At 65.1% G+C, this 26,671-nt stretch carries 22 protein-coding genes and 1 pseudogene; 6 read left to right on the top strand and 17 right to left on the bottom strand.

What is annotated here, in order from left to right; translation table 11 throughout:
- The first annotated feature begins 74 nt into the window (after positions 1-74).
- From ACIBI6_RS07255 to ACIBI6_RS07245, 3 genes are all read left to right on the top strand, one after another.
- Positions 75-1,247 carry an aminoglycoside phosphotransferase family protein gene (locus ACIBI6_RS07255; protein WP_364347945.1) on the top strand — a complete coding sequence of 391 codons (1,173 nt, stop codon included), beginning with the start codon at positions 75-77 and terminating at the stop codon, positions 1,245-1,247.
- Between the two features lie 373 nt (positions 1,248-1,620).
- Positions 1,621-2,838 (top strand): cytochrome P450, encoded by a 1,218-nt coding sequence (locus ACIBI6_RS07250; RefSeq protein ID WP_364348439.1) that lies wholly within the window; start codon positions 1,621-1,623, stop codon positions 2,836-2,838.
- A 62-nt stretch (positions 2,839-2,900) separates the two neighbouring features.
- The gene (locus ACIBI6_RS07245; RefSeq protein ID WP_364347942.1) at positions 2,901-3,164 is read left to right on the top strand and encodes a helix-turn-helix transcriptional regulator; all 264 of its coding nucleotides are present in this window, start codon (positions 2,901-2,903) and stop codon (positions 3,162-3,164) included.
- A 1-nt stretch (position 3,165) separates the two neighbouring features.
- Here ACIBI6_RS07245 and ACIBI6_RS07240 read toward each other — a convergent pair whose 3' ends face one another.
- The 14 genes and pseudogenes from ACIBI6_RS07240 to ACIBI6_RS07175 all read right to left on the bottom strand — a co-directional run bounded on the left by ACIBI6_RS07240 (position 3,166) and on the right by ACIBI6_RS07175 (position 18,915).
- Positions 3,166-3,543 carry a PPOX class F420-dependent oxidoreductase gene (locus tag ACIBI6_RS07240; protein WP_364347939.1) on the bottom strand — a complete coding sequence of 126 codons (378 nt, stop codon included), beginning with the start codon at positions 3,541-3,543 and terminating at the stop codon, positions 3,166-3,168.
- Positions 3,544-3,651: 108 nt separating this feature from the next.
- Positions 3,652-4,818 carry an epoxide hydrolase family protein gene (locus ACIBI6_RS07235; RefSeq protein ID WP_364347936.1) on the bottom strand — a complete coding sequence of 389 codons (1,167 nt, stop codon included), beginning with the start codon at positions 4,816-4,818 and terminating at the stop codon, positions 3,652-3,654.
- Positions 4,819-4,977: 159 nt separating this feature from the next.
- Positions 4,978-6,144: a lipase family protein gene (locus tag ACIBI6_RS07230; protein WP_364347933.1), complete on the bottom strand. Its 1,167-nt coding sequence runs from the start codon at positions 6,142-6,144 to the stop codon at positions 4,978-4,980.
- 782 nt (positions 6,145-6,926) lie between these two features.
- Complete coding sequence (locus ACIBI6_RS07225) at positions 6,927-7,820, bottom strand: class I SAM-dependent methyltransferase (protein ID WP_364347930.1); 894 nt, start codon at positions 7,818-7,820, stop codon at positions 6,927-6,929.
- A 316-nt stretch (positions 7,821-8,136) separates the two neighbouring features.
- Positions 8,137-9,279, bottom strand: a complete 1,143-nt coding sequence (locus ACIBI6_RS07220; RefSeq protein WP_364347927.1) for an Mrp/NBP35 family ATP-binding protein — start codon at positions 9,277-9,279, stop codon at positions 8,137-8,139.
- Between the two features lie 30 nt (positions 9,280-9,309).
- Positions 9,310-10,680, bottom strand: coding sequence for an FAD-dependent oxidoreductase (locus ACIBI6_RS07215; protein ID WP_396955551.1), 1,371 nt, complete (start codon positions 10,678-10,680; stop codon positions 9,310-9,312).
- On the bottom strand, positions 10,677-11,012 hold the full coding sequence (gene fdxA / locus ACIBI6_RS07210) for a ferredoxin (RefSeq protein WP_357477765.1): 336 nt from the start codon (positions 11,010-11,012) through the stop codon (positions 10,677-10,679). Before fdxA ends, ACIBI6_RS07215 begins: the two co-directional genes overlap by 4 nt.
- Entirely contained in the window at positions 11,009-11,785 is a 777-nt protein-coding gene (locus ACIBI6_RS07205; RefSeq protein WP_364347384.1) for an ABC transporter ATP-binding protein, read from the bottom strand. Before ACIBI6_RS07205 ends, fdxA begins: the two co-directional genes overlap by 4 nt.
- Entirely contained in the window at positions 11,782-12,657 is an 876-nt protein-coding gene (locus ACIBI6_RS07200; protein WP_364347387.1) for an ABC transporter permease, read from the bottom strand. Before ACIBI6_RS07200 ends, ACIBI6_RS07205 begins: the two co-directional genes overlap by 4 nt.
- A 29-nt stretch (positions 12,658-12,686) precedes the next feature.
- Positions 12,687-14,117 (bottom strand): ABC transporter substrate-binding protein, encoded by a 1,431-nt coding sequence (locus ACIBI6_RS07195; RefSeq protein ID WP_364347390.1) that lies wholly within the window; start codon positions 14,115-14,117, stop codon positions 12,687-12,689.
- A 22-nt stretch (positions 14,118-14,139) separates the two neighbouring features.
- The gene (locus tag ACIBI6_RS07190) at positions 14,140-14,367 is read right to left on the bottom strand and encodes a ferredoxin family protein (protein WP_327098653.1); all 228 of its coding nucleotides are present in this window, start codon (positions 14,365-14,367) and stop codon (positions 14,140-14,142) included.
- A pseudogene (locus ACIBI6_RS07185) lies at positions 14,367-17,032 on the bottom strand (fumarate reductase/succinate dehydrogenase flavoprotein subunit). The gene ACIBI6_RS07190 and the pseudogene ACIBI6_RS07185 overlap by 1 nt, the downstream one beginning before the upstream one ends.
- Before the next feature lie 12 nt (positions 17,033-17,044).
- On the bottom strand, positions 17,045-17,863 hold the full coding sequence (locus tag ACIBI6_RS07180; protein WP_364347394.1) for a GntR family transcriptional regulator: 819 nt from the start codon (positions 17,861-17,863) through the stop codon (positions 17,045-17,047).
- A 122-nt stretch (positions 17,864-17,985) separates the two neighbouring features.
- Entirely contained in the window at positions 17,986-18,915 is a 930-nt protein-coding gene (locus tag ACIBI6_RS07175; RefSeq protein ID WP_364347397.1) for a LysR substrate-binding domain-containing protein, read from the bottom strand.
- Positions 18,916-19,062: 147 nt separating this feature from the next.
- On the opposite strand from ACIBI6_RS07175, the gene ACIBI6_RS07170 reads away from it, so the two are divergent.
- The 3 genes from ACIBI6_RS07170 to ACIBI6_RS07160 all read left to right on the top strand — a co-directional run bounded on the left by ACIBI6_RS07170 (position 19,063) and on the right by ACIBI6_RS07160 (position 21,590).
- Positions 19,063-20,061, top strand: a complete 999-nt coding sequence (locus ACIBI6_RS07170; RefSeq protein ID WP_364347400.1) for a putative sulfate exporter family transporter — start codon at positions 19,063-19,065, stop codon at positions 20,059-20,061.
- Between the two features lie 188 nt (positions 20,062-20,249).
- On the top strand, positions 20,250-20,501 hold the full coding sequence (locus ACIBI6_RS07165; RefSeq protein ID WP_364347403.1) for a DUF6228 family protein: 252 nt from the start codon (positions 20,250-20,252) through the stop codon (positions 20,499-20,501).
- A gap of 114 nt (positions 20,502-20,615) precedes the next feature.
- Positions 20,616-21,590, top strand: a complete 975-nt coding sequence (locus ACIBI6_RS07160; RefSeq protein WP_364347406.1) for a YafY family protein — start codon at positions 20,616-20,618, stop codon at positions 21,588-21,590.
- Between the two features lie 113 nt (positions 21,591-21,703).
- On the opposite strand, the gene ACIBI6_RS07155 is transcribed toward ACIBI6_RS07160, so the two are convergent.
- The 3 genes from ACIBI6_RS07155 to ACIBI6_RS07145 form a co-directional block, all read right to left on the bottom strand.
- Positions 21,704-22,234: a hypothetical protein gene (locus ACIBI6_RS07155; protein ID WP_364347409.1), complete on the bottom strand. Its 531-nt coding sequence runs from the start codon at positions 22,232-22,234 to the stop codon at positions 21,704-21,706.
- 171 nt (positions 22,235-22,405) lie between these two features.
- On the bottom strand, positions 22,406-26,014 hold the full coding sequence (gene cobN, locus ACIBI6_RS07150; protein WP_364347412.1) for a cobaltochelatase subunit CobN: 3,609 nt from the start codon (positions 26,012-26,014) through the stop codon (positions 22,406-22,408).
- Between the two features lie 178 nt (positions 26,015-26,192).
- On the bottom strand, positions 26,193-26,633 hold the full coding sequence (locus ACIBI6_RS07145; RefSeq protein ID WP_364347415.1) for a nuclear transport factor 2 family protein: 441 nt from the start codon (positions 26,631-26,633) through the stop codon (positions 26,193-26,195).
- Positions 26,634-26,671 lie beyond the last annotated feature (38 nt).

Raw genomic sequence — 26,671 nt, 5'->3', positions numbered from 1 at the left:
TGTCTGCGGGCCCCGGCCGCTCGCGGCCAGCTGCTCGGGACAGTGTTGTCGTACTCCGGAATCGAGGCAAGCGCGTGAACCACAAGCTCTGGTTGCTCAGGCGATCCGCCACGGTCAGTGCTCATATACTGGGCGAGAAGATCACCCGCCCGAAAGCGCGGTCCATCGAGGATGTCCCGGTTTCTGGCGAAGAAATCACGCCCGAGTGGCTGACAGCGGTCCTGTGTCGCGATGTTCCCGATGCCGAGGTGCTGTCGTTCGACACGTCCAACGGCAGCCGCGGCACGTCCACCCGGGTCGCGATCCAGGTCGACTACAACGAGGTGGGCACCCAGGCGGGATTGCCCACGGAGCTGTTCGCGAAGACGACTACGGCCTTCAGCCAGCGCATACTGCTCGGCGGCGGCAAGATGATCGAGGGAGAGACCCGCTTCTTCCGGGACTTTCGGCCGCGAGTCGAGATGGAGGCGCCGATCGGCTACTGGGGCGCCTCCGATCCGTCGTCGTGGCGGTCGATCGCGCTCATGGAGGATATCGTCGCAACGCGAGGTGCCGTGTTCAGCGAGCCGACCGCCCCCATCGCCCGCGACCAGATCGAAGATCTGATCCGCAATCTCGCCCGGTTACACGGCACATTCTGGGAGGACTCGTCTATCGCGGTCCTCAACACCCCGTCCTACATGCTCGACGCTTATCTCGCCGCGATTGATATGAAGAAGCGCTGTGAGGTCGGCCTGCGCCGGGCGGAAGAGGTCGTTCCCGATGCCTTGCACGGGCAGAGCGAGCGGTTGTGGGCGGGTGTCGAACGGGCCATCGCGATCGCGACCGACGACGTTCCCGCGACCCTGTTACACGGCGACCCACACATCGGGCAAACCTACAAGACTCGCGACGGGCAAATGGGGTATGTGGACTGGCAGGTGGTGATGCGTGGCGGGTGGGCGCACGATTTCGCCTATGCCGTCAACTCCGGATGTGAGCCCGAGGACCGGCGTGCGTGGGACCGCGAACTGTTGGAGGCATACCTGGACGAGCTCGGGCACGCCGGCGGCGAGGTGCCGTCGTTCGACGACGCCTGGCTGCTGTATCGGCAGCAGTCCATGTTCGCCTACGCGGCATGGGCTTTCACGATCGGCCGTGCCGCGTATCAACCCAAGATGCAATCGACCGAAACATGCCTGACGCTGTTGAAGCGCATCACCGCCGCGATCGACGATCACGATTCGTTGGGAGCCCTCGGCGTCTAGTCCCGCCGAGACGGGTGCGGTACTTGCGCAGCGTCAGGTCCGCACCCGACCATCGCGGCGTGTCTGCCTCGGCAGTCCATGCGCATCGCCGACTACCGCACTTTCGTAGTCGCCGGCCTGAAGCTCAGGTGCGTGAAGAGATTCTGCCGGAATGGTTTCCAGTGCCTTGCTGTCCGCTATGCCATTGACCGGTTCCTGCCGAGGCGGCAGGATTACTGCGCTCTCCGGAGCAGCGGCTCGGCCCAGCGCAGTCCACAGCAACCTGCAATACGAACAGTCTGGAGTCTTCTTCTTGAGTACGCCGCAGTCCCAGGTGCGCCCGCAGTCGTGCCCGGTCATCCACGGCTCGCCAATCGCTTCCGACGGCCCGCGAATGCCGCTGCACTCGCCGGAGTTCGCCGCCGATCCGCACCACGCATACCGTGAAATGCGAAGACAGTACGGCTCTTTGGCGCCGGTCGAACTGGCGCCCGGCGTGCCCGCCACGCTGGTGATCGGCTACAACGCCGCAGTGCGAATTCTCAACGATCCCGATCACTTCCCGGCCGATCCGCGCGCCTGGCAGAAGACGGTCCCCGCCGATTGCCCGATCCTCCCGCTGCTGGAATGGCGTCCCATGGCCAGCAGAAGCACCGGGACCGAGTTCGTGCGGTATCGGCAGGCGATCAGCGCGAGCATCGACGCCGTGGATCTCTACGCCATGCACGACATCGTGGAGGACATCGCGACCCCCCTGATCAACAGCTTCTGCCAGAACGGCCGCGCGGAGCTGATCAGCCAGTACGTTTACCCGCTGGTGTTCGAAGTCGTCAATTCCATGCTCGGCTGCCCGCCGGAGATCGGGCAGCAGGTCGCCGCCGGCACGGCCGCGTTGCTCGAGGGGGTCGATGCCGAGAAGGGCAGCCAGATGCTCGGCGCGGCACTGATGAATCTGGTGACCCTCAAACGAACGGAGCCCGGGGACGACATCACCTCGGTCCTGCAACAGCATCCGGCCGCGCTGGATGACGTGGAGGTGTCGCACCATGTTTCGCAGGTCTACGGCACTGGCATCGAGTTCGAACTGAACCTGATCGTTAATACCCTTCTGCTGATCCTCACCGACAATCGTTTCGGTGACAGTGTCCTGGGCGGCAATCTGTCCTCGCGGGAGGCCTTGGATGAGGTGTTGTTCGATGACCCGCCGCTGGCGAACCTGCTCATCACCTACCCTCGCCAGCCGATCCTTGTCGACGGCGTGTGGCTGCCTGCCAATCAGCCGGTCGTCATCAGCATGGCCGCCTGCAACAACGATCCTTCGATCCGCACCGATGACCTGGCAGGCAATCGCTCCCACCTGGCTTGGGGTATCGGCCCACACGCCTGCCCCGCGCAATCCCTGGCCTACTTGATCGCTCAGGATGCCATCGACCAGCTCCTCGATGCCCTGCCCGAAATCCGGCTCGACGTACCGGACGGCACGCCGACATGGCGGCCGGGCCCATTCCACCGGGCACTGACGGAACTGCCGGTCACCTTTCCACCCGCCCCTCCTTTGAACGCGCACCTCGAACCCGTGCGTCCACCTGACCCGCACGCAACCAGACGCTAGAGGTCGGGTGAAGTACAACGGTTGAGCTTGCGGTATTTAAATACCGTCCATAGTCTGGACGCATGGTCCGACTTCCGCTGACTCCCGCCCAGGTCGAGGCCGGTCGCCGCCTCGGAGCCCGACTGCGTGCCGCGCGCGCCGATCGCGAACCCGCTCGTATTGCTCAGGCGGCCGGAATCTCACCGGAAACGCTGCGCAAGATCGAGACCGGACGGCTACCGACGCCCGCATTCGGGACGATCGTGTCGCTGGCGGCGGCCCTGGAGATTCCGCTGCAGGAACTCGCCGACACCTGGCGCTCGGCGAGCCTCGCGGAATCGGCCTGACCTACGCCGGTGTAATCGCGATCCCCACCGAGCCGTCCGCGCCCCTGAACAGCTTGTGCAGGCGAATCAGCACGGTGCCGATGATCCCGTATTTGCGTGAGACGAGATCACGCACCCGCTGCGTTCCCACCGCATCCAGCAGCTCGGCCTTGCCCGCGACCTTCTCCTCGCTCTTCGGGTGGCCGCGGCCGTCGCATATCTGCAGTGTCACCGCCGGATTGCGGCGGATCCGCTTGACCTTCCAGGTCTTCGGGTTGGTCCACACCACAATCCGCTCACCGTCCGGAGCCACCCACACGGGGGTACCGGCCGGTGTGCCATCTTTCCGGTAAGTGGTCAGCAGGGCGTAACTGCTCGTGCTCACTTCGTTCCAAGTCATACCGAAACGGTAGGCCGGTGCGATCGCCGCTACATCCGTATACGGACAGACTCGCCCCTACGCCTGACGACGTAATGGGGCGAGCCGGCGCCCGCCCATTACACCTGCTCAGCCGCGATAGGCCCAGAAGAACGTTCGGATATCGCCCACGAGGAGTTGCGGCTGTTCCAGCGCCGCGAAATGACCGCCCTCCACGTATTCGCTGAAGTGCTCTATATACCCTTCCGTGTTCATCACCCGACGCATCAATGGATCGGTATTGAATACCGCCCACCCCTGCGGCACGCCCGACGATGCCACCCAATCCAAATCGGAATGTGCTGTCTCCCAAAGGAATTGAGCGGCCGAAGCGCCACTGCGGGTGAACCAGTAGACGCTGATATTGGTCAGCAGCAGGTCACGGTCGACCGCCTCGCCGGTTGCGCGGGCCGGATCGGTCCAGACCTGGAATTTCTCCGCGATCCACGCCAGTTGCGCAATCGGAGAATCGGTCAGCGCGGCGGCAATGGCATTGGGCTGGGTGGTCTGCAGGACCAGGTAACCCTTCTGTTGATTCCACCGGGCCCGCGCGGCCTCGATGGCGGCGAGTTCGTCCTCGGTCAAACCCTCGGGCATCGGCAGCTGCTCCCCCACCAGACCGAGCGAGCCCCGGTCACTGTTCACATGCGTCGCAATGACCCGCTCCGGATGCGTGGCGGCCAGACGCCCGGTCACGCCCGCACCGATATCACCGCCCTGGGCGACGAACTTCTCGTAGCCGAGCCGAGCCATGAGCTCGGCGAAAGCCTCGGTGGTGCGCGCCAACTCCCATCCGGCCGAGGCGAGCGGTGTGGAGAAACCGAAACCCGGCAACGACGGAATCACGACATGAAACGCATCCGCCGAATCCCCACCGTGCGCACGCGGATCGGTCAACGGCCCGATCAGCTCGAGGAACTCGACTACCGAACTCGGATACCCATGCGTAATCAGCAGCGGCACCGCATCCGGCTCGGGCGACCGGACATGGAAGAAATGGATGATCTGCCCATTGATCTCGGTCGTGAACTGGTCATACGCATTGAGCTTCGCCTCCTGCGCCCGCCAGTCGAACCCGTTGCGCCAATACTCGGCCAGCTCCCGCAGGTAATCCGGCGCAATCCCACGCCCCCAATCGGATTCGGTACCGGGCACCGCATGCGGCAAACGCGCGCTCGCGAGCCGCGCACGCAGCTCGTCGAGCTCGGCTTGCGGAATGTCGATCCGGAAGGGGCGAATAGTCGCTGTTTTCGTCATGAGGACCACTCTGGACCCCATTGCGGAAGACCTGCTTCCGCAATGGGGTCCGAATTCGTTGAGCTTCCCTTCTCAGCCAGTTCGTGGGTGAGGGGGCGGCTCACACGAAGAGCGGGATGAACACCTCGATATCGACCCCGTCAGGATCTGATAGGGATATCAGCAGGCGACAGGCGCGGGCTCTCCGTGAACCCGGCCGTTGAGCCACCGCAGTACCTCAGGGGCGCCCGCTGCCGCCGCGGACAAATGCTCGGGCACCGACACCACCTCGGTCTGCAGTTGCACGCCGGCATTGCACCAGCGGCGGTTGGTTATGTTGATGGCATCGACCGTAATCAGCGGGTCGCTCGGCGAATGCCATTCGAACATGGGAATTTCCGGCACCGCAGGGTAGAGCTCCAGACTGTTGTCCTCCGCCACCGTCCGGGCTTCGGGCCTGTCGAAGACCGAAGTGCTGGTGACGAACTCACGCGCGCTGCCGTTGGCTCCGATGGCGAGGATCTCATTGGTGCAGCGATTGGCCATGGCGTCACGCAGCGCGATGCCACGCGGGTTCAGATACAAGCTGGTCGGCATTTCGTTCGGATATTCCCGCTCCAGACCGATTGCCGTCGCCATGGCCAGGCCGAAGGCCGGGTGCGACTCGAGGCCCAACGCCTGCGCCATCGTCACCAAATTCACCGGGACACCGCCGATGGCCGCGCCCGTGATCCGCAACTCAGCCGCATACGAGGGCTGCAGCACTGCCGCCCATGCAGTGGCCAGGCCGCCGCCGGAGTAGCCCGCCATCGCGACAGGACTGCGCTGCACCGCGAGTTCGGGCAGATGTTTCGCCGCCCGGATACCGTCCAACACGATGTGGCCACCCAAATGCCCCGCTCCGAGAGCGAACTGCGGTCCGAGATGGTCCGGCATCGCGATACTCCACCCCTGCTGCAGCATGACGTTCAACATCGAGGCCGTCGCCGCCAGATTCACATCGCCGTTGTACAGCGTGTGCGATACCGCGCAGCCGGTGCCCAGCGAATTGATGAAATGCTGATATGACAGCAACGGCCCGTCGGGATGGTGGCCGAAGGGGGTAAGAATCGTGGTAGTCGCCGCGATCGGCCCGCCGTGCGAGTCGGTCGACCGGAATTTGACCATTGTGGCGGTGGCGCCAGGGAAGAGGGGCACCGGCGGCATTGCCCGCACGTCGAGGACGTCGCCGGGTTGGTGCGCGCCCAGATCCGCCGGCGCGGCGTAGAACGGGTCGGGATCGGGCACCGGATACAGCGGTTCTGCGGTTGCCGTCGTCGCCAGCATCAGCGCGAGTGCAACACCCAATGCACCGAGGGCAGCGGCCAAACCGCCGCACCGGCTGCGGGGGATTCGAAGATGAAACGGACGAGTCACGACCTTGACCTCCACGGATTGTCGCGGCATTAGTGCCAAGCAAGGCTGAATCCAAATCCCATCGCCGGCAAATCTACAGCGACACACTCGAGGAAAGAGTCGAATACGCCGAAAATGACACTTCGGGGCGAGAACGCGTGGATCTCGGACACTGCCCGCTCATGGCTCGCCGAACCAGGTTCGACGGACGCGGCCCCAGCACAATGCGATGCCGTTCGATGTACGGGCCCAAGCCGAGCGGGCTCCACCTCCCAGGGGCATGGGTCCGCATACGCGCCGACACCGGGCCGCTGGTATCGCTGCGCGCACGCGCCACCGGCGATCAACTGGCATTCGTTCGGCAAGAAGCGAATCTGGGGCAATCATCTCTACTGCCGCATGCGGCGTTCAGGTCGACCGCTCGCGAGGTGGATGTCGTCGATCTCGACGAGGCCATACATAACGCGATGCTGCCCATAGGGTTGCCTGTAGGTGCGACGCCCCCGTGGGCGCCGCATGATCACCGGTGCAGCTCGGCAACGGATACGTCCACGCCCGGTCAGTTCTGTCCCGGCGGTGATCCCACCAGCGGCGAGTTGCTCGGTGAATCTCCAGCCGTAGGCCGTTCGCCGGTAGCGATCGTGGTAGATCGCATCGTTCAAATGTGAACTGCCGCTTCGCAACCGGTCGAATTCGCAGATGTGGACGCGGCCGGAGACGGTGTCGCCGCCGAATCAGAACGGCTTGACAGCCGTCAGATATCGCGTGCTGTCGAACATTTGCGCCAGCGGCTCCGCGACCGGTGCCACGGGACGGTTGTAGCGTTCGGCCAGTTCCCGCAGGCGCAGGGATGAGGTGGTCCACCCGCGGGCGGCGAGCAATTCAGCCGGATCGGTGCGTTCGTCGGTGTAGAACAGTGACGCGAGGTCGACCTTGCCGAACGGAGTGTCTTTCAAGTGTTCCGACTCCTGCTCGGCGATACGGGCGATATCGACTCCCTTGCCGACAGTCTCCACCGCCACCTTGCTACCGGGCACCGAAAGCTGACCGATCCGTGCGAACAAGGCATCCTGTGCGACGCCTGGCAGGTATGGCAGCAGCCCCTCCGCCGACCATGCGGTGGGCGAGGTCGGATCGAAGCCCGCCTCGACGAGCGCCGCAGGCCAGTCGCCTCGCAGATCGACGGCCACCTCACGCCGATCCGATCGCGGCACGGCGCCGGATTCGGTGAGCACCTGACGTTTGAACTCCAGCACTTTGGGCTGGTCGATCTCGAATACAACCGCGCCCGGCGGCCAATCCAGCCGGTAGGCCCTGGCATCCAGCCCGGCAGCCAGAATCACCGCCTGGGTCACCGCGTCCGCCGCCGGGGACAGGAAGAATTCGTCGAAGAACCTGCTTCGATATCCGATGAATCCAGAGGTGAACGGGATCTGCGCCCACAGCGTCGGATCGTTGATCAGTCGGTTCATGTCCGAATCGCCGGATGCCACCACGAACTGGGCGGCGTACTCGTCATGGACGAGGGCATCGGGCCGTTTCGTCTCGATAGCGCGTGCGGCCGCGACACCGAGTGCTGTCATGCCGACGCTGCTCACAATGTCCCAGGTATCGCCTTCGGTACGCATAATGCTGTCCCCTCGAAGTGTCCTGATTGCCATGGCTGACAAGTCGGAATCCGGGATAACGCTCGAGCGAGGAAGCGGAGCCCTCTTGTTCGGCGTGGCAAATATGCTGCTGTCGATGGGCAGAGCTGGTTACGAACTCGATCATACGACCGCGTCTTCGGGAACACGGCTACCGCGTGCTACGGGTGGTCGGCAGGGGCTCGAAGCTCGACCCATGAGGTGACCTCGTCGAGTGGCACCAGACCGGATCGAAACCGGATCACGGCTGTCATACAACCGCACAAGGTGTGATCGCGTCCATTCCGCGATAGCGAAATCAGCCGGTCGGATGCACCGCCAGGCTCATCCGTGCGATGCCGCGAGGCCTGTCGGTCAATGTGGTCGCGATAGCGCGGAACGTTGCCGAAGTGGTCGATTCCGGATCGGTGATCACCATCGGTATGCCCTGATCTCCCGTGGCGCATACGTCGGGATCGAACGGGATCTGGCCGAGTAGCGGACAATTCACACCGAGGATCGCGGTGAGCCGCTCGCCGACCAGCGCGCCGCCACCGGAGCCGAAGAGCGCCTGCCGAGAACCGTCGGGCCCATCGAACCAGGACATGTTCTCGACCACCCCGGCCACCCGCTGTTTCGTTTGGGCCGCGACGGCACCAGCCCGTTCCGCGATTCGGGCCGCTGTCTGCTGGGGTGTCGTGACGACGAGCAACTCTGCCGTCGGCAGCATCTGGGCCAGCGAGATCGCGATATCGCCGGTGCCAGGCGGCAGGTCGACCAGCAGGACGTCGAGATCACCCCAATAGACATCGACGAGGAACTGCCGCAACGCGCGGTGCAGCATCGGGCCGCGCCAGACAACCGGCTCGTTGCCCTCGACGAACATGCCGATCGAAATGACCTTGATGCCGTGCGCGGCGGGTGGCATCAATATTCGGTCCACCGCCGTGGGGCGCGCATCGACACCCATCATGGCGGGAATCGAATGGCCGTGGATATCGGCGTCGAGAATGCCGACGCGTAACCCATCTGCCGCCATGGCAGCGGCGAGATTCACAGTGACACTGGACTTTCCGACACCGCCTTTACCCGATACGACGCAGTAGACACGCGTGAGTGAACCGGGCTGCGCAAAGGGGATCACCGGCTCGTCATCACCGCGAATCCGCCGGCGCAGCGCGGTGCGCTGTTCGTCGGTCATGACGCCGAATTCGACTGTTACGGAACTGGTTCCAGGAATCTTTAGCACCGCCTCCCGGATATCTCGGACCATACGCTCGCGCAGCGGACAGGCCGCCACGGTGAGCAGAATTCCAACACTGACGTGATTCGCGGCGTCGATAGCGATCGATGCGACCATATCCAGTTCGGTGATCGGGCGGTGTATTTCCGGATCCTCGACGAGGCTCAACGCCTGCCGAATCCCCTCTTCCGTCAAAGGTTGCGTGGCAGTGATCGACATGGATGACCCGGCTTTCTCGAGAAGGTTAGATCAGGCGAAGCTGGCGCGCAGCATGTCCGCGCGTTCGACGACCTTGACGCGCTCGCGGCCCTCCGGCTCGCCGAGGGCGCGCTCATGGGCGTCGAGGCGATACCAGCCCTGCCAGGTGGTGAAGGGGATGCCCTTGCCCGTCAAGAAATCGATGACCGCCTCCGGTGCGGGATCCTTTGCGCCCGAGAGCCTCTCGCGGTCATCGAGCAGGCAGGCCACGGTCTCGTTGGCATCGCCCTTGGTATGGCCGATCAATCCGAGCGGACCGCGCTTGATCCAGCCGGTGACGTAAACACCAGGCATGAAACGCGCGGCGCCGTCTGCGCCTTCGTCGACCAGCACCCGGCCCGCCTCGTTCGGGACCACACCCGCGTGATCATCGAACGGCAGCTTCGCGATGCTCTGCGACAGATAGCCGACGGCGCGGTAGACCGCTTGGATGTCCCAGTCCTTGAACACGCCGGTGCCCTTGACATTGCCGGTGCCGTCGAGCTGGGTGCGCTCGGTGCGCAGGCCGACGACCTTGCCGTCCTCGCCGAGGATCTCGGCGGGCGATTCGAAGAAGTGCAGGAACAGCTTGTGCGGGCGGTTGCCGACATCGCGGATGGCCCACTGCTCCAGGGTGTTGGCGATCATGTCGACCTGCTTGGAGTGCCGACGCGCGGCCTCGGAACCCTCGTCGTAGTCGATGTCCTCGGGATCGACGATGACCTCGATGGTCGGGGAATGGTCGAGTTCGCGCAGCTCGAGCGGGGTGAACTTGGCCTGCGCGGGGCCGCGGCGACCGAAGACGTGCACCTCGATGGCCTTATTGGCCTTCAGGCCGTTGTAGACGTTCGGCGGAATCTCGGTCGGCAGCAGCTCATCACCGGTCTTGGCCAGCACCCGCGCCACATCGAGGGCGACATTGCCGACACCCAGGACCGCGACCTTCTCGGCCTCCAGCGGCCAGGTGCGCGGCACATCCGGATGCCCGTCGTACCAGGACACGAAGTCCGCCGCGCCGTAGCTGCCCTCCAGGTCGATGCCCTGGATCGGCAACGCCCGGTCGGCGTTGGCGCCGGTGGAGAAGATCACCGCGTCATAGAACGTGCGCAGATCATCGAGGGTGATGTCGGTGCCGTAGTCGATATTGCCGAGCAGGCGCACCTGCGGCTTGTCCAGCACCTTGTGCAGGGCGGTGATGATGCCTTTGATACGCGGATGGTCCGGCGCGACGCCATAGCGGATCAACCCGAACGGCGCGGGCATGCGCTCGTACAGGTCGATGCTCACCTCGGCATCGGACTTCATCAACGCGTCGGCGGCGTAGATACCGGCCGGGCCCGCGCCCACGATCGCCACGCGCAGTGGGTATTTCGGCACACTCATGGCTGATACGCCTCCACGAATGCCGTATCCGCCCCGACCGCACCCAATTTCGCCGCACTGCCCGGCGATCCGAGCGCGATATCGCGCCCCGGCAGCGGTTCGGTGAAAAATCGCTCGTTCTCGGCCACGAACTGCTGTTGCCCGGCAGGGATATCGTCATCGAGGTAGATGGCCTCGACCGGGCATACCGGTTCGCAGGCACCGCAATCCACACATTCGGTCGGATGGATATAGGCCATCCGACCACCGGTGTAGATGCAGTCGACCGGGCACTCCTCCACACAGGCCCGATCCATGACGTCCACGCAGGCGGCGCCGATTACGAAGGTCATGACGCCTCCTCAGCCGATGCGGCCGCGAGCTCGGTGTCTTCACCGAGTGCGGCCAGGATTTCGTAGCGGCGCCGCGCGAATTCGGGTTCGAATCGAGCGCCCGGCGCGCGGGGATTGTCGATCGGGATAATGCGCTGGATCCGGGCGGGACGAGTGGTCAGCAGGACGATCCGATCCGCGAGCAGCAAAGCCTCGTCGACGTCGTGGGTGACGAACAGGACAGTCGTCTTGTGACGCTGCCACACCGAGATCAGCAACCGCTGCATATCGGCGCGGGTCTGCGCATCCAACGCACCGAACGGTTCGTCCATGAGCAGTACGCGCGGTTGTGCGGCCAGGGTGCGGGCCAGCTGCACGCGCTGGCGCATACCACCGGACAGGGCGCCGGGCAGGTGGTCACCGAAGTCGTTGAGCCCCACCTGATTCAACAATTCCAATGCCTCCGGTCGACGCCGACCGCGCGGCACCCCACGCAGCCGCAACGCGAATTCGACATTCTTACGAGCGGTGCGCCATGGCAACAGCGCGTCTTCCTGAAAGACCATCGCGCATTGTGCGCCGGTACCCACTGCACCGCCATCCACTTCGGCGGTGCCACCGATCGGTGTCAGCAATCCGGCCATGGCACGCAGGATGGTTGATTTACCGCATCCCGACGGACCGAGCAGTACCACGATCTCGCCTGGGTCGACATCGAGATCCACTTCGGCAGCGAGGCTTTCGCCGTATGCTATGCGCAGCTGGCGCATCCGGACGGCCGCTCCCGCACTCATCGCACTGCCCTCGGCAACCAACGGTTGACCCGCCGACCGACCACTTCGACGAGCCAGGCCGTGGCCCAGCCCAGCACTCCGATCGACAGCATTCCGACCACGACCCCCGGATAGTCGAGCAGGCCGTAGGACTGCCAGGTGAAATAACCGATACCGAACTGTCCGGAGATCATTTCGGCACTGATCACGCAGATCCACGCGACGCCCATCGCCACCGAAAGCCCCGAGAAGATGCCGGGTAGCGCACCGGGCAAGGCGATCTGGAACAGGATCTCCCAACGTCGCGCGCCGAGCGTGCGAGCGGCTTCTTCCCACACCTTCGGCAGGGCGTGCATGGCATGGATGGTGCTGACCGCTACCGGGAAGAATGCCGCGAAGAAGGTGATGAAGACGATGCCCTGCTCCCCCGTCGGGAACAGCAGAATAGCCAAGGGCACCAACGCGATTGCCGGTATCGGCCGGAATACCTCCAGTATCGGTCGCACCAGCGCGCTGACCATGTATGAGCGACCGATCGCCATACCGACGAGCACACCGCCCACCGTCGCCAGCCCGAAGCCGATCAGAATTCGGCGGATGCTGGAGACGATATTGCTGTAGTAGGAATGGGTGCCCAGCTGAGTTCGGAACGAGTCCAGGACCTCCGCGGGCGTGGGGATCTTGTCGAAGCGCAGCCAGAACACCACCTGGTTCGCCGTGAGCAGATACCACAGCAAAACCAGCGCGCCCAGCGGTACCGCAGTGAGCAGTGCCGTGCGCAGTCGGCCAGGCAGCACTACCCGGACGGGCCGTCCGGTCGATCGGTGGGTGGTCGCCTCCGTTTCGGCAGACGTTGCCGGGATTGCGGCAACCGGTTCGGCGGATACCGTCATATCGAACCTCCTGATCTCGTGTCGGATGTCTAGCGGGCCAGCAGTGCTGCGGCGTAGTCGATTACGGCTGCGCCCGGATGGCCGCCCGCATAGGCCTGGGCGTCGGCCTTGACCGCGAACGGTTTCAGCCGCTCGTCGGGTGCGGCCGCGGGATCACTCACCCAGGTGGCGGTGGCCGCGAAGATCCGCATTCCGGACGCGGTATCCGGGACATAGCCGACCCGGGCCGAGCCGCCGTGCTGGGCGATCAGGCGAAGCAAGCAGGTCGGGGTCTTGGCCACCGAGGTGGTGTCGGCACCTTCGAACCACACCTCGGAAGCGGTCGCCGTATTGTCGACGGCGCCCCCACAGACCGAGTCGATACCGGTCAATCTGCTCGGGGCGCTGGTCGAGGCGCGCTGGGTCTCGTAGTCGGATCCATACAGCGCCCGAACGTATTTGTCGTTGACGAACTCGCCGAGATCCAGATCAGCCAGCGCACCGAGCCCCTTCAAGAAGGGCAGCAATTTGCCGAGCGCATCGACCTGCTGGGGCTTGATGGTCGGATCGAAACTCACCAGGCCATTGGGGCCGTTGTACAAGTACACGACTTCTGCCGGTATTCCGGTGATCTCGGCGACCCGCTTCGCGGCGGCCAGCGGATTCTGGTTCAGATAATCGGTGGTCTCGCGTTGCGCGGCGAGGAATGCCGCGACGATATCCGGGTTCGCCTCGTCGAATCGCTTATTCGCCACAACCGCATGGAAGGTCGGAATGTTGGCGCTACCACCGTCATAGAGCAATCTGGCCTTACCGTCGAAGACGAGCTTCTGCGGCCACGGCACGAACTGCGCCAGCGCCGACACCTGATCGCCCTGCAGTGCCGACGCCCCGACGGCCGGGTCCTGGCCGAGCAGTTTCACATCGTCCAGGGTGAGCCCGATCCCGGACAGGCCGGTGGCGAGCATGCCGTGTGCGGCGGAGCCGACGCTGGTCGAAACGACCTTGCCGCGTAGATCCGCCAGGGTCGCCGCAGGTGATTCCAACGGAACCACTACCTGATTCAGTGATCCGCGCAGGTTGTAGCCGGTGACCGCGATCAATTCGGACTTCACGTCGGCGTGATCGCGCGTCTTCGACCCGTTGACCAGGATCGGAGCATCGCCCATCGACCCGATATCGACCTGGCCCGCCAGCATCTGCGCGGTCAGCGGGGGCCCGGCGGCGAAGTCCTTCCATTCGACCTTGTACGTCACACCTTTCGACTTGCCGAGTTCGGCCAGCTTGGCCTCGAACGTGCCGCGATCACGCAACAGCGTGCCCGCGGTGACGGTATTGATGGTCTTGGATTGATAGCCGATATCGACAGTGATCGTTTTGCCGTCGCTGCCGGAGCCGCAGCCGGCGACGACGGTTGTCGCGGTCGCGGCGCCGAGCAACAGCGCGAGCCGGCCTCGAAAGGTCGTGCGTGGTGTCCTCATCGTGGTGTTCCTTCGCCCGCGATCAGCGCAGCAAGTAGGGGATGTTGACGGTCACGGCGCCGACCGGACAGCGGGCCGCGCACGGGCCGCAGTACCAGCACTCGTCGACGTGCATATACGCCTTGCCGGAATCCGGGTGGATCGCGAGCGAATCCAGTGGGCACATATCGACGCACAGGGTGCAGCCGTCGATGCATTTCTGTTCATCGACGGTGACCGGAACGTCGATTCGGGAGTTGACCAGAGCCATCAGATTTCCTTCCGAGAGTTGGCGATGCCGATGCGAGCGAAGGCGCGGACATCGGCGTCCGGGTCCTCCAGTGCGGATTGCAGGGCGGCGGTGACCTCGGGACGTTCGGCGATCCGTTCGGCGAGTGCACGCACAGCCGCTTTGCGGACATCGAGGTTGTCGTCGGCGACCGCCGAAATCAGGTGAGGTGCGGCGTAATCGGCGTCGACAACCGCCAGTGCGTTCGCCGCGCCCTGGCGGACCTGCCAGGCCGGATCGGTGATCGCGGTCGCGGCGACCGCTGCCGCCTCCGCACTGCATCCGGTTTCGGCCAGCCCGGACAGCGCGGCGGCCCGCACGAGCGCATCGTCGTCAGTAGCCAGTCCGACGAGCGTCGCCGATCCTCGTGGATCGCCCACCGCGGCAACGCCTTTGGCGACCGCGATGCGCACGAGCGGATCGGGGTCGGCGGCCGCTGCGTCGAGTTCGGCCAGTGCATCCACCGAGGTGAGCCCGCTGACCACCGTACGGCGCACCTCGGCATTCGGGTCGGCGAGCAAGCCGAACAGTTCGGCGGCGTCGACCCGACGGTGTCGCCACAGTGCGCCGATCGCCGCGGAGCGTACGGCGGGTTCGGCCGCCGATACGCAGCTTCGCAGTGTCGCATCGAATTCCACGCCGGGAACCAGCACCTCGAGCAGTTCGGTGAGCAGACCGATGGCGGCGTGGCGCACGGTGACATCGACATCGGCCAGACCCCCCGCGATCATCGGCGTGGCCGCCGCCCACTCCTCGGTGGTCTCGCTGAGCACCGACAGTGCCGTGCGGCGGACCTCTGGATCCGGGTCGACCAGAAATGGTCGAAGTTGGGTAAGCTCGGGACACGCATCGGCCAGATCCATCAACTGGAGCAAGCGGGCACTCATCGGGCACCCCATGCGCCGACCAACTCCGGTGCCGCCGCATCGGGCACGCCGTCGGGCCGGACGAATCCGGGCACCGGCACGATGTAGGGGGCGACCGGCCGCGTGGTGAACTCCATCGCCCCTGATTCACCGCGGAACAGGTTGAGGTGACAGAACCATTCGGCATCGTCGCGCTCCGGCCGATCGGAGCGCTGATGGTAGAGCCCCCAGCGGCTCTCGGTACGCCGCAGTGACGCACGCGCGGCCATCTCGGCGCAATCCCGGATGAATGTCACCTCCGCACAACGCATCAGCTCATGCGGGGTGTGCGCGCCCATCCGCTCGATATCGGTGTGCATCCGCTCGAATGCCTCCAGCCCGAGCGTCAGATAGCGCTGCGTTTTCGGTGGCTGCAGATAGTCGTTCACGAAGCGGCGCAGTTTGTATTCCACCTGCTGCTGCGGCGGACCGTCCGGGTTGGTCAGCGGCCGATAGATCAATGCGTGCGCGGCAGAGATCTGGTCCTCGGGCAGTTCGGGATGTGCCGCGCCGCTGGCATAGTCACTCGCACTGCCACCGGCGATATCGCCGTAGACGAACGCGCCGATCATGTAGTTGTGCGGGACCAGCGCCATATCGCCTGCCGCGTACAGTCCGGGCACGGTGGTCGCGGCATATTCGTCGACCCAGACCCCGGATGCGGAATGCCCACTGCACAAGCCGATTTCGGAGATGTGCATTTCGATATCCCGCGTCCGATAGTCGGTTCCGCGTCCGGTGTGGAAGGTGCCGCGGGTCGGCCGCTCGGTGGTGTGCAGGATCCCCTCGATCTGCTCGATCGTCGCATCCGGCAGATGGCTGAGTTTCAAATAGATCGGCCCTCGAGCGCTGTCGAGTTCGCGCTTGACCTCCGCCATCATCTGCCCGGACCAGTAGTCGCAGTCGACGAACCGGTTGCCATCGGCGTTGACCTGGTAGCCGCCGAACGGATTGGCGACATAGGCGCAGGCCGGACCGTTGTAATCCTTGATCAGCGGGTTGATCTGGAAACATTCGATACCCGACAGTTCCGCGCCCGCGTGGTAGGCCATCGCATAGCCGTCACCGGCGTTCGTGGGATTCTCGTAGGTACCGTACAGATAACCGCTGGCGGGCAGACCGAGCCGGCCGCACGCCCCGGTGGCCAGGATGACCGCGCCGGCCGAGATCGTGACGAATTCACCGGTGCGCGTATCGAATCCGACCGCGCCGACCGCCCGTCCACCGACGGTCAACACCCGCACCGGCATGACCCGGTTGTTGATCGTCACTTTCGCTCGGACATCGCGGGCGCGCAGTGTGCGATAGAGCACCTTCTTCACATCGCGCCCCTCCGGCATCGGCAGCACATAACTGCCGGACCGGTGCACCTTGCGCACCGCGTATTCGCCGTGCTCATCCTTCTCGAACTTGACCCCGTAGCTCTCCAGCCGCCGCACCATGTCGAAGCCGCGCGTCGCGGTCTGATAGACGGTGCGCTGGTTGACAATTCCGTCATTGGCCACCGTGATATCGGCGACGTAATCCTCGGGGCTCGCCTTGCCGGGAACGACGGCGTTGTTCACCCCGTCCATTCCCATGGCGAGCGCACCGGAATGCCGCACATGCGCTTTCTCCAGCAACAGGACATTCGCGCCGTGCTCGGCCGCGGTGAGTGCGGCCATCGTTCCCGCGGTGCCGCCGCCGACGACGAGTACATCGCAGCTCAGCTCCCTGCGCTGCGCAACCGGTGGGATATCCATTGGCATCGGAGATCAGCCCCTTTCGTTCGGTTCGGCCACACCGCGATTCGGTGTGACCGGAATGCGATGCAGTCGGCCCGACAGCGAGAACCGGTCCCCGCGATAGCGGACGTACTCCAGATCGATGGGCCGACCGGAGTCGGTGTAGGTGAGCCGTTCCAGGAACAGCAGCGGCGAACCCGCGCGGACCTCCAGGAGACCGGCGACCGTCGGATCCGCGGCTACCGCCTCGATCGAAACCGCCGCCGAACCCAGCGGTAGGCCGAGTTCGGCCTCCACCAGACCGAATACATCGGAGCCGGTCAGATCCATCGTCAGCAGCGGCGCGCCGATATCGGCGGTGAGGTAGCTGGCGTCCAACGACAGCGGTGTGCCGTCGAGGTAGCGGATCCGCTCCAGCGCGACCACCGGTGTCGCCGGTTCGAGCTCGAGCCGCTCGGCCACGATGGGTGTCGCAGGGACGACCTCCGCCAGCAGCACCCGGTTGACGACCCGATCCGTGCCGGTCTCGAAGGTCTCGGCAAGACCACGCAGCCGGTCCAGCCCCTGCACCGCCTTATCGGATACGACGAAGGTGCCCGCCCCGGGAACCCGGTCGACCAGACCCTCATCGCGCAGCAATGCCAGCGCATCACGCACAATATTGCGGCTGGTATCGAAGTCGGCGGCCAATTGCGCCTCCGACGGCAGTGGCCGATTGCCGTAGATACCACTGCGGATACGTGCCCGCAGGATGTCCCGGATCCGGCGAGCCGGCGCCGAGCGCCTACCGGTGCTCGGATCCGGGGCGCCCGCCCTTGCCGGATTTCCCGAATGCGTTCTGCCTGTCATGCGGCAAATGCTGCGAACCGTTCGTTACGTGCGACGTTTCCCGCAATTACCGAATGGTTACGCCAGTTATCGGCACCGGCGCAGGGCCGCTACCTGGGCAAATTCCTGCGACGGCCGGAGTATCACCAGTTGGATGCGCGATGGGCTTCCAGCTCCGCCGCATATTTCACCAAAATCTCGGCGGGGCCCGACGGTGGCAGTTGATGCCGCCAGATGGCCCGAAACTTTCTGGTCAAGGCCACCGGGGTCGACAAGCGCACCTCGATGAGGGCGCCCGCCGCCAGGGCCGATGCGGCGATCAGCTTGCTCACCACCGCGGGCGCCACACCGCTGCATGCGGCCGAGATGATCGCCACCGCGGAACCGAGTTCGGCGGCGGGCAGCGCCGGCTGGCATTCGGCGCTCAGGATTTCCCAGACGGCTTCCCTGGTGCCCGATCCCGATTCACGCCACAGCAGGGCAGTTGTCGCAAGCTCCCGTAGGGCGACCGGTTTGCGACGGGTCGCCCACGCATGCGTCGGCCCGACGACCACCACCAATTCATCCGCGCCGAGCACCCGGCTGCCGAGGTCACGCGGTTGATGCGGACCCTCGACGAACCCCAGATCGGCCTCGGCGCTACGGACCATAGCCTCCACCTGCCGGGTGTTGTCCACCGCAAGGGAAACGGCCACATCCGGGCAGATAGCTCGTAAGGCGTCGAGCCACTGCGGCATCCGATGGTCGGCGATGGTTTTCGAGGCGGCGACTCGCAGCCGGGACACGTCAGCGGCATGTAATGCGGTCACACCATCCACGAATGAACGTGCGGCCTCGAGCACCGGCAGCGCGTGGCCGACCACGACCCGCCCCGCGTCGGTCAGTTCCGAGCCGGTCGGCCCGCGCTCCAGCAGACACAATCGCAGCCTGCGCTCGAGCGCACTGATCCGCATACTCGCGGCGGGTTGGGTAATGCCGTGCCGACGTGCGGCCGCGCCGAGGCTGCCGAGCTCCGCGACGGAAACCAGCAAATCGAGTACGTCCAGATCGGGCGTTCCGGGCGGCAGGGTCATGAGGTCCGATTATGGGTGGGCGCGCCGCATGCGGCACCCGGAGCGATTCGCAGCCGCCAGCGCATCCGGCCGCCCATCAGCGCTGCTGATGAGCTCCACCCGCCCCGACGGCTACCGGCGAAGCAGCCCGCTCACGATCGTGAAGGCGTGACGTCGCTACGCCGAAATCTTCCCGGGATCCTGCTCGCGGCCGTTGTCGCCACTGCGGCGACCATCCTCGGCAACGCACTGCCGATGGTGGGCGCACCTGTCGTCGCGCTACTCGCTGGCGCGGCGATCGGCGTGCTGGCGCGCCGATCGGTCGAGGAAGCAGGGATATTCGCGCCCGGCCTGGCACTCACCCGCAAACGCCTGCTCGGCGCCGCAATCGTGTTGCTCGGCCTCGGGCTGCCCTTCGGCTCGGTACTGACAGTTGGACGGCAGACAGCGGTGGTGCTGATCGGAACCATCGTCGTCGGCGCGGTGGCCGCGGTCATCATCGGCAGAATGCTTGCGCTGGAACAGGAATCGGCGATCCTGGTCGCGGTCGGGACGATGATCTGTGGTGCCTCCGCCATCGCCGCCGCCACTGCGGTTATCAAGCCGGATAAGGACCGGGTCGCCTACGCCCTCGGCACGATCTTCGTGTTCAATATCGTTGCCGTACTGCTGTATCCACCACTGGGGCACGTGCTCGGTCTATCCCAGGAGGCATTCGGACTCTGGGCCGGTACCGCCATCAACGACACCTCCTCGGTGCTCGCGGCGGGCGTGATATTCGGCCCTGCGGCAGCGCATTTCGCGGTGATCGTCAAACTCGTCCGCAGCCTGATGATCGTTCCGATGTGTCTCGGCCTACAGCTGGCTCGCCGAAAAGCAGGTGAAACTACGAAAACCCCACTGTGGCGGACCTTCCCACTGTTCGTCGTCCTCTTCCTGATCGCATCGCTGATCGCCGGGCTCGGTGCGGTGCCCGCATCCTGGTCGGCCCCGCTCGGACACCTCAGCGCGTGGCTCATCGCCGCCGTACTCGCCGCCATCGGGACTGCCCTTACCTGGCAACATGTCCGCATCGCCGGACCGCGCCCGCTCCTTTTCGGCGGAGCAATCGCCCTCATCCTGGCCGTGACCAGCCTGGCACTTCAGACCGCTACCGGCTGGCGCTGATATTCGCCGCATTTTTGCTCTGTTCTCGTCACGAGGATCACTCTCGATGCCATTGCAGAAGATTTTGCTCCGCATTTCCTAGGGGCGCGGAAATGTAATGCGAGAGGTCATCAGGGCTCCGCCGAGCAGGGTGGATAGCGATAGCATGCGGTGATGGAGTGCGACTGCAACTCGGTTGCGCTCCCGGCATGGCAGTATGCCTGGGTGCTCCGGGTAACGGGACATGGGCTCGGCTGTGGAACCGGGCCGATCCTTGCGGCGATGGCTCGATCCAGGTCTGCGCCCAGATCGGCGCTCCCGGGCTGCTCGCCACCGTGCACCAGGTGACGCTGGCAGTCATGGGCGACAGCGATCTCGTCTCGTTCTTCGACGAACTGGCTGGCAACTTCACCGGCTGGGACGGTGTCCGTGATCGCTGTGGCTCGCCCTCGACGGGGTGATCGCGATCGGCGGAACAGGTAGAACATCCCGCCGAGAGCGTCTGCTCGTAGGACAGTAACTCCGCCACGTCCCTGCGGAAGAATTCCTTCCGCGATTGCTGCGATGATCGAGCAATGTTGGAGACCTCGGCGCGGTTGTTGCGGTTGTTGTCGTTGCTACAGATGCATCGGGATTGGACTGGGCCTGCGTTGGCTGAGCGGCTCGGGGTTTCGACGCGGACTATTCGTACGGATGTCGAGCGGCTGCGGCGGCTCGGGTATCCGGTGGATGCGACGCCGGGGGTTGCGGGCGGGTATCGGTTGGGGGCCGGGTCTTCGCTGCCGCCATTGCTTTTGGACGACGAGGAGGCCGTAGCAGTGGCGGTCGGGTTGGCGACGGCGGCGAATGGGGCGGTGACCGGGATCGAGGAGACTTCGGTGCGGGCGTTGGCGAAGCTGGAGCAGGTGCTGCCGTCGCGGCTGCGGCATCGGGTTCGGGCGCTGACCGCCGCGACCGTGCATGTGCCGCATCCGGGTCAGTCGAATGTGGACGCGGGCGTGCTCACCACTGTCGCCGCGGCGATCCGGGCCAGCGAGCGGCTGCGGTTCGATTACGAAACCCATTCGGACACAGTTGAACAACGACCGCCATCGCGGCGTGAGGTGGAGCCGCATCGGCTCGCGCATTGGAACGGCCGCTGGTATCTGGTGGCGTGGGATGTCGGTCGCGCCGACTGGCGCACCTTCCGAGTCGACCGAATAACGCCGCGGACACCGAACGGTGCACGATTCACCCCGCGCAGCGTTCCCGAAACCGAAGTGGCCGAACGGATACAGCGCGGTGTCGGCGCGGCGACGTGGCGCTACCGCGCCAAGGTGCGGGTGGCGGCCCCGGCTACCACTGTGCGTACGCGGCTACCGGCAGCCGTGACAGTCGAACCCGATGGCCCGAATCACTGTGTGATCCAGGTCGGTTCGGATACGCCACATACGTTGACGTTGTATCTCGGACTACTCGATGTCGACTTCGAAGTCCTGGACGCACCCGAACTCGCCTCGCACCTGCGCTCAACGGCCGAGCGGTTTCGCAAAGCTGCGGGTGGAAATTGAAATGCGATGCGTCCTGAATTTCGGTGAGCGGCAACCCCGGTCGGACGAATTCTCCGGAATGCCCGGCCGGGAGTACCCGCTCGAGGCTTAATCAAACAGCTCGATTTACCTCATTACTGATTGGCGCCGGCGATGCCGCCGATGATTCCGCCGATGACACATCCGGGCAGAAATCCGACGATAAAGAACAGCAGTCCTATCAGTGCGCCGACAGCGCATCCGATCAACACACCCGCGACCGTGGTGCCCGCATCACCGATGAACTGCAGCGGGGCCGATTGCGGTGCCGGAGCGTTGACCGGTGTCAGCGTCAATGTCGTTGCCGCGGCATCGACTTCGGGCGTGACATGCACCTGCTGGCCCGCCGCCGTCTGCAGTGTGGTCGGCACGCTGGCGACCATGACCCCGTCCGGTGCGAGCACCGTGATGCCGGCATCGGGCGTCAGGACGAACTTACCCGAGGCCAGTGTGATGGTCGCGTCGGAGCGGTCGGTCGCGACCGCCGCGGTGTATTGGACGCCGTGATCCACGCCGCTGAGCACAGTTTCCGACGATACTTCAGGCGAGCCGTAGGCGGTGGCCGCGGTGATGCCTGTCGCGGCAACGGTCAAAACCGTTGTCGCCACCAACTTTTTGATCTTCATTTTGATTTCCAATCATCCAGCCGATTCGATCGATGTTTCCGAGAAACGGACATCGGACATCAATCATCATGCGCCCTCGGCACACTCGGCGTCGCGGGAATCATGAAATCGAAATACGTTGCAAGATCAAAAAATTGGAATACCCGAGGAACTGGGGTATTGCATTACCGGCTATTCAAGTTCACCCTCGGTCTCCAGGTAGATCTGCCGCAATCGGTCCAGTGTTGCCTGCTCCGGATGCTCCCACAACTCCCGTTGCGCCGCCTCCAGCAGACGCTCGGCAATGCCGTGCAGCGCCCATGGGTTGGACTGCTCCATGAACTTGCGGTTCTCGTCATCGAAAACGTAACTCTCCGCGAGCTTTTCGTACATCCAGTCGGCCACCACATTGGTGGTGGCGTCGTAGCCGAACAGATAGTCGACGGTGGCCGCCATTTCGAAGGCGCCCTTATAGCCGTGGCGGCGCATCGCCTCGAGCCAGCGCGGATTCACCACTCGGGCACGGAAGACGCGCGAGGTCTCCTCCGAGAGCGTGCGGGTGCGCACGGCATCGGGGCGGGTGCTGTCGCCGATGTAGGCCTGCGGATTCTTACCGGTCAGCGCGCGCACGGTGGCGACCATGCCGCCGTGATACTGGAAGTAGTCGTCGGAGTCGGCGATATCGTGTTCGCGGGTGTCGGTGTTCTTGGCGGCCACCGTGATCCGTCGGTATGCGGTGCGCATATCGTCGGCGGCGGGTGCGCCGTCGAGGTCGCGGCCGTAGGCGAACCCGCCCCACGCGGTGTAGACCTGTGCGAGGTCGTCGTCGGTGCGCCAGCTCTTGGAGTCGATCAGTTGCAGCAGGCCCGCGCCGTAGGTGCCGGGTTTGGAGCCGAAGATGCGGGTGGTGGCGCGGCGCTTGTCGCCGTGTTGGGCGAGATCGTTCTGGGCGTGGGCGCGAACATAATTCGACTCGGCGGGCTCGTCGAGGTCGGCGACCAGTCGGACCGCGTCGTCGAGCAGTGCGAGCACATGTGGGAACGCATCGCGGAAGAAGCCGCTGATGCGGACCGTGACGTCGACGCGCGGACGGCCCAGTTCCGCCAGCGATATCACCTCGAGGGTGGTGACGCGGCGGCTCGCCTCATCCCAGACTGGGCGGACACCCAGCAGCGCAAGGACTTCCGCGATGTCGTCGCCGGAGGTGCGCATAGCGGAGGTGCCCCACACCGACAGCCCGACCGAGCGCGGATATTCTCCGTGATCGGCCTTGTACCGATCGAGCAGGGAATCCGCCATGGCCGACCCGGTCTCCCAGGCCAGTCGTGATGGGACGGCCTTCGGATCGACCGAGTAGAAATTCCGACCGGTCGGCAGCACATTGATCAGGCCACGCAATGGTGATCCGCTCGGCCCGGCGGGAATGAAGCCGCCATTGAGCGCGTGCAGGATTCGGTCGATCTCGATACCGGTCTGACGCAGGCGGGGCACGACTTCGGTCGCGGCGAAGCGCAGCACGGCGCGCACCGCGGCGAACGTCGGGTCGGTCGCGGGCGCGGTCGATGAGTCGACAATTCCGTCGACGGCGTCTACGGACCAGTCGGCAGCTTGCAGTGCGGAGAGCAGCTCACGCGCTTGGGTCTCCACCGCATCGACCCGCTCGCGCACCTCGGTGCCGGATTCGTTCAGCCCCAAGGCTTCCCGCAGACCCGGCACATTCCGCTCGCCACCCCACAGCTGACGCGCGCGCAGCATGGCAAGGACCAGGTCGAGTTCGGTCTCCCCCGCCGGCGCCTGCCCGAGGATGTGCAGACCGTCGCGGATCTGCACATCCTTGATCTCGCACAGCCAGCCGTCGACGTGCAGCAGCATATCGTCGAAGACATCCTCGTCCGGGCGTTCGGCCAGGCCCAGGTCGTGGTCCATCTTCGCCGCACGCATGAGCGTCCAGATCTGCTGGCGGATGGCGGGGAGTTTGGCCGGGTCCAGGGTGGAGATGTTGGCGTGTTCGTCGAGCAGCTGCTCCAAACGCGAGATATCGCCGTAGCTTTCGGCACGGGCCATGGGCGGGATGAGATGGTCGACCAGGGTGGCATGCGCGCGGCGCTTGGCCTGGGTGCCCTCGCCCGGATCGTTGACCAGGAACGGGTAGATCAGTGGCAGCTCACCGAGGGCAGCGTCGGTGCCGCAGGAGGCGGACATGCCGAGGGTTTTGCCGGGCAGCCATTCCAGGTTGCCGTGCTTGCCGAGGTGCACCATGGCGTCGGCGGCGAATCCCTCGGGCGCGGCGATCCATCGGTAGGCGGCGAGGTAGTGGTGACTTGGCGGCAGATCCGGGTCGTGGTAAATGGCGACCGGGTTCTCGCCGAAGCCGCGCGGTGGCTGCACCATCAGCACGATATTGCCGAAACGCAATGCGGCGATGACGATTTCGCCCTTAGGATCGGCGGAGCGGTCCACGTAGAGTTCGCCGGGAGGCGGTCCCCACGCCTCGATGACCGCTTCGCGTAGATCCTCGGGGAGGGTGTCGAACCAGCTGCTGTACTGGTCGGCGCTGATGCGGATCGGGTTGCCTTCGAGCTGTTCGGCGGTGAGCCAATCCGGATCCTGACCGCCCGCGGCGATCAGCGCGTGGATCAGCGCGTCTCCGTCGCGCTCCGCGAGGCCCGGGACCTCGCTCTCGTCGCCGAGGTCGTAACCGGCCGCGCGCATCTCGGTGAGGAGCCGGATCGCGCTGGCGGGAGTGTCCAGTCCGACGGCGTTGCCGATGCGCGCATGCTTGGTCGGGTAGGCCGACATCATGATGGCGATGCGGCGCCGTTCGGCCGGGATGTGGCGTAGCCGCGCGTGCCGGACCGCGATACCGGCGACCCGGGCCGCGCGCTCGGGATCGGGCATGTAGGTGGACAGTCCGTCGGCGTCGAACTCCTTGAACGAGAACGGAACCGTGATGATGCGGCCGTCGAATTCCGGGACGGCCACCTGGGTGGCAACGTCCAGCGGGGAGAGTCCATCGTCATTGGCCTCCCATTGGGCGCGGCCGCTGGTGAGGCACAGGCCCTGCAGGATCGGCACATCCAGTTCGGCGAGGGCCGCGACATCCCAGGCCTCGTCGTCGCCACCGGCCGATGCGTTGGCGGGCTTGGTGCCGCCTGCCGCGAGCACGGTCACCACCAGTGCGTCTGCGGTGCGCAAGGTGTCCAGGAGTTCCGGTTCGGCGGTGCGCAGAGATGCGCAGTACAGCGGCAAAGCTTTCGCGCCCGCGTTTTCGATTGCCGTGCAGAGCGCATCGATGTAGGCGGTGTTTCCCGCGAGATGCTGTGCGCGGTAATAGATTACGGCCACAGTCGGGGGATGTTCGGCCGTTGCGCTCGGCGTGCGCTGTAACTCGCCCCAACTCGGCAGTTGCACCGGCGGTTCGAAGCCGTGGCCGGTGAGCAACACCGTATCCGAAAGGAAGTTGTGCAGCTGACGTAGATTTTCCGCACCACCGGCAGCGAGGTAGTTGTGGGCGTCGGCGGCCACACCGCCGGGCACCGTCGAGCATTCCATCAGCTCGGCGTCGGGTGCGATCTCACCGCCGAGCGCCACCATCGGCACCCCGCTGGCGCGCACGGCGGCGAGTCCATCTTCCCAGGCGCGCTTGCCGCCGAGGATCCGCACGATCACCAGATCGACGCCGTCGAGCAGCGCGGGCAGGTCCTCGACCAACAGCCGAGCCGGATTCCCCCACCGATATTCCGCACCGCTCGCACGCGCGCTCAATAGATCGGTATCGGACGTCGACAGCAGCAAAATCACAGGTGGCAGCCTTCCTCGGGTGACGCGCCCATCGGTTACAGTGCTCGCCGGAGAGGGTCTGGCTTTCGACAGTGGCGCGACCGCACCGGAGTTCCACCGGTTTCCTCATCGCCCGCCGAGCAACCCAGATGCTAGCCCGCCGCTTCGCGCCGCTCGTCGACGGTCATCTACTCTGCGCTCAGGTCAGGTCGGCGTTTCCGTCGATCACCTTCAGGTGGTAGTGGAATTTGTCGACCCGCCAGCCCGCGGCGGTGCGGTCGGCGCCGATGCTGTAGCTGCCGACGAAGGTACGCGTCTTGCCTTGGGACGCATCATTTTTCACGTGCACCGCGATGGCGTCGGCGTGGACTTCAGCGTGGTCGCCCTGCAGGTCGACCAGGTAGTTGCCCGCCTGGTGATGAAGACCGTCGAGGTCGGCCAGGCCCGTGCGCCAATCGCCGACGATGTCGGCCGCGGGTCGCACCGCCACCTCGCCACCGAAGCCACCATCGAAGTCGACCTTCGGCGTAAACACCTCCGCGAGCAGGTCATCCCAGCGCTTCTGATCGGTGTAGACGAACATCCTGGTGACGACGTCGATGATCGCGAGTCGGTCGGCAACGGAGGAGATTTCACTCATGCGGCCAACCTTAATGGCGGGCAGGGGTGGACGCCGAC

This window comes from Nocardia sp. NPDC050412, assembly GCF_044458825.1.
In the GTDB taxonomy this organism is placed as follows: Bacteria; Actinomycetota; Actinomycetes; order Mycobacteriales; family Mycobacteriaceae; genus Nocardia.
The sequence above is the reverse complement of the archived record's forward strand: the minus strand, read 5'-3'. Positions and strand labels throughout refer to the sequence as shown.

Coding starts and splice junctions, on each gene's coding strand:
- ACIBI6_RS07250 (WP_364348439.1), top strand. CDS start 1,621: ATGCCGCTGCACTCGCCGGAGTTCGCCGCCGATCCGCACCACGCATAC.
- ACIBI6_RS07245 (WP_364347942.1), top strand. CDS start 2,901: ATGGTCCGACTTCCGCTGACTCCCGCCCAGGTCGAGGCCGGTCGCCGC.
- ACIBI6_RS07240 (WP_364347939.1), bottom strand. CDS start 3,543: ATGACTTGGAACGAAGTGAGCACGAGCAGTTACGCCCTGCTGACCACT.
- ACIBI6_RS07235 (WP_364347936.1), bottom strand. CDS start 4,818: ATGACGAAAACAGCGACTATTCGCCCCTTCCGGATCGACATTCCGCAA.
- ACIBI6_RS07225 (WP_364347930.1), bottom strand. CDS start 7,820: ATGCGTACCGAAGGCGATACCTGGGACATTGTGAGCAGCGTCGGCATG.
- ACIBI6_RS07220 (WP_364347927.1), bottom strand. CDS start 9,279: ATGTCGATCACTGCCACGCAACCTTTGACGGAAGAGGGGATTCGGCAG.
- ACIBI6_RS07215 (WP_396955551.1), bottom strand. CDS start 10,680: ATGAGTGTGCCGAAATACCCACTGCGCGTGGCGATCGTGGGCGCGGGC.
- fdxA (WP_357477765.1), bottom strand. CDS start 11,012: ATGACCTTCGTAATCGGCGCCGCCTGCGTGGACGTCATGGATCGGGCC.
- ACIBI6_RS07205 (WP_364347384.1), bottom strand. CDS start 11,785: ATGAGTGCGGGAGCGGCCGTCCGGATGCGCCAGCTGCGCATAGCATAC.
- ACIBI6_RS07200 (WP_364347387.1), bottom strand. CDS start 12,657: ATGACGGTATCCGCCGAACCGGTTGCCGCAATCCCGGCAACGTCTGCC.
- ACIBI6_RS07195 (WP_364347390.1), bottom strand. CDS start 14,117: ATGAGGACACCACGCACGACCTTTCGAGGCCGGCTCGCGCTGTTGCTC.
- ACIBI6_RS07190 (WP_327098653.1), bottom strand. CDS start 14,367: ATGGCTCTGGTCAACTCCCGAATCGACGTTCCGGTCACCGTCGATGAA.
- ACIBI6_RS07180 (WP_364347394.1), bottom strand. CDS start 17,863: ATGACAGGCAGAACGCATTCGGGAAATCCGGCAAGGGCGGGCGCCCCG.
- ACIBI6_RS07175 (WP_364347397.1), bottom strand. CDS start 18,915: ATGACCCTGCCGCCCGGAACGCCCGATCTGGACGTACTCGATTTGCTG.
- ACIBI6_RS07165 (WP_364347403.1), top strand. CDS start 20,250: ATGGCAGTATGCCTGGGTGCTCCGGGTAACGGGACATGGGCTCGGCTG.
- ACIBI6_RS07160 (WP_364347406.1), top strand. CDS start 20,616: ATGTTGGAGACCTCGGCGCGGTTGTTGCGGTTGTTGTCGTTGCTACAG.
- ACIBI6_RS07155 (WP_364347409.1), bottom strand. CDS start 22,234: ATGAAGATCAAAAAGTTGGTGGCGACAACGGTTTTGACCGTTGCCGCG.
- ACIBI6_RS07145 (WP_364347415.1), bottom strand. CDS start 26,633: ATGAGTGAAATCTCCTCCGTTGCCGACCGACTCGCGATCATCGACGTC.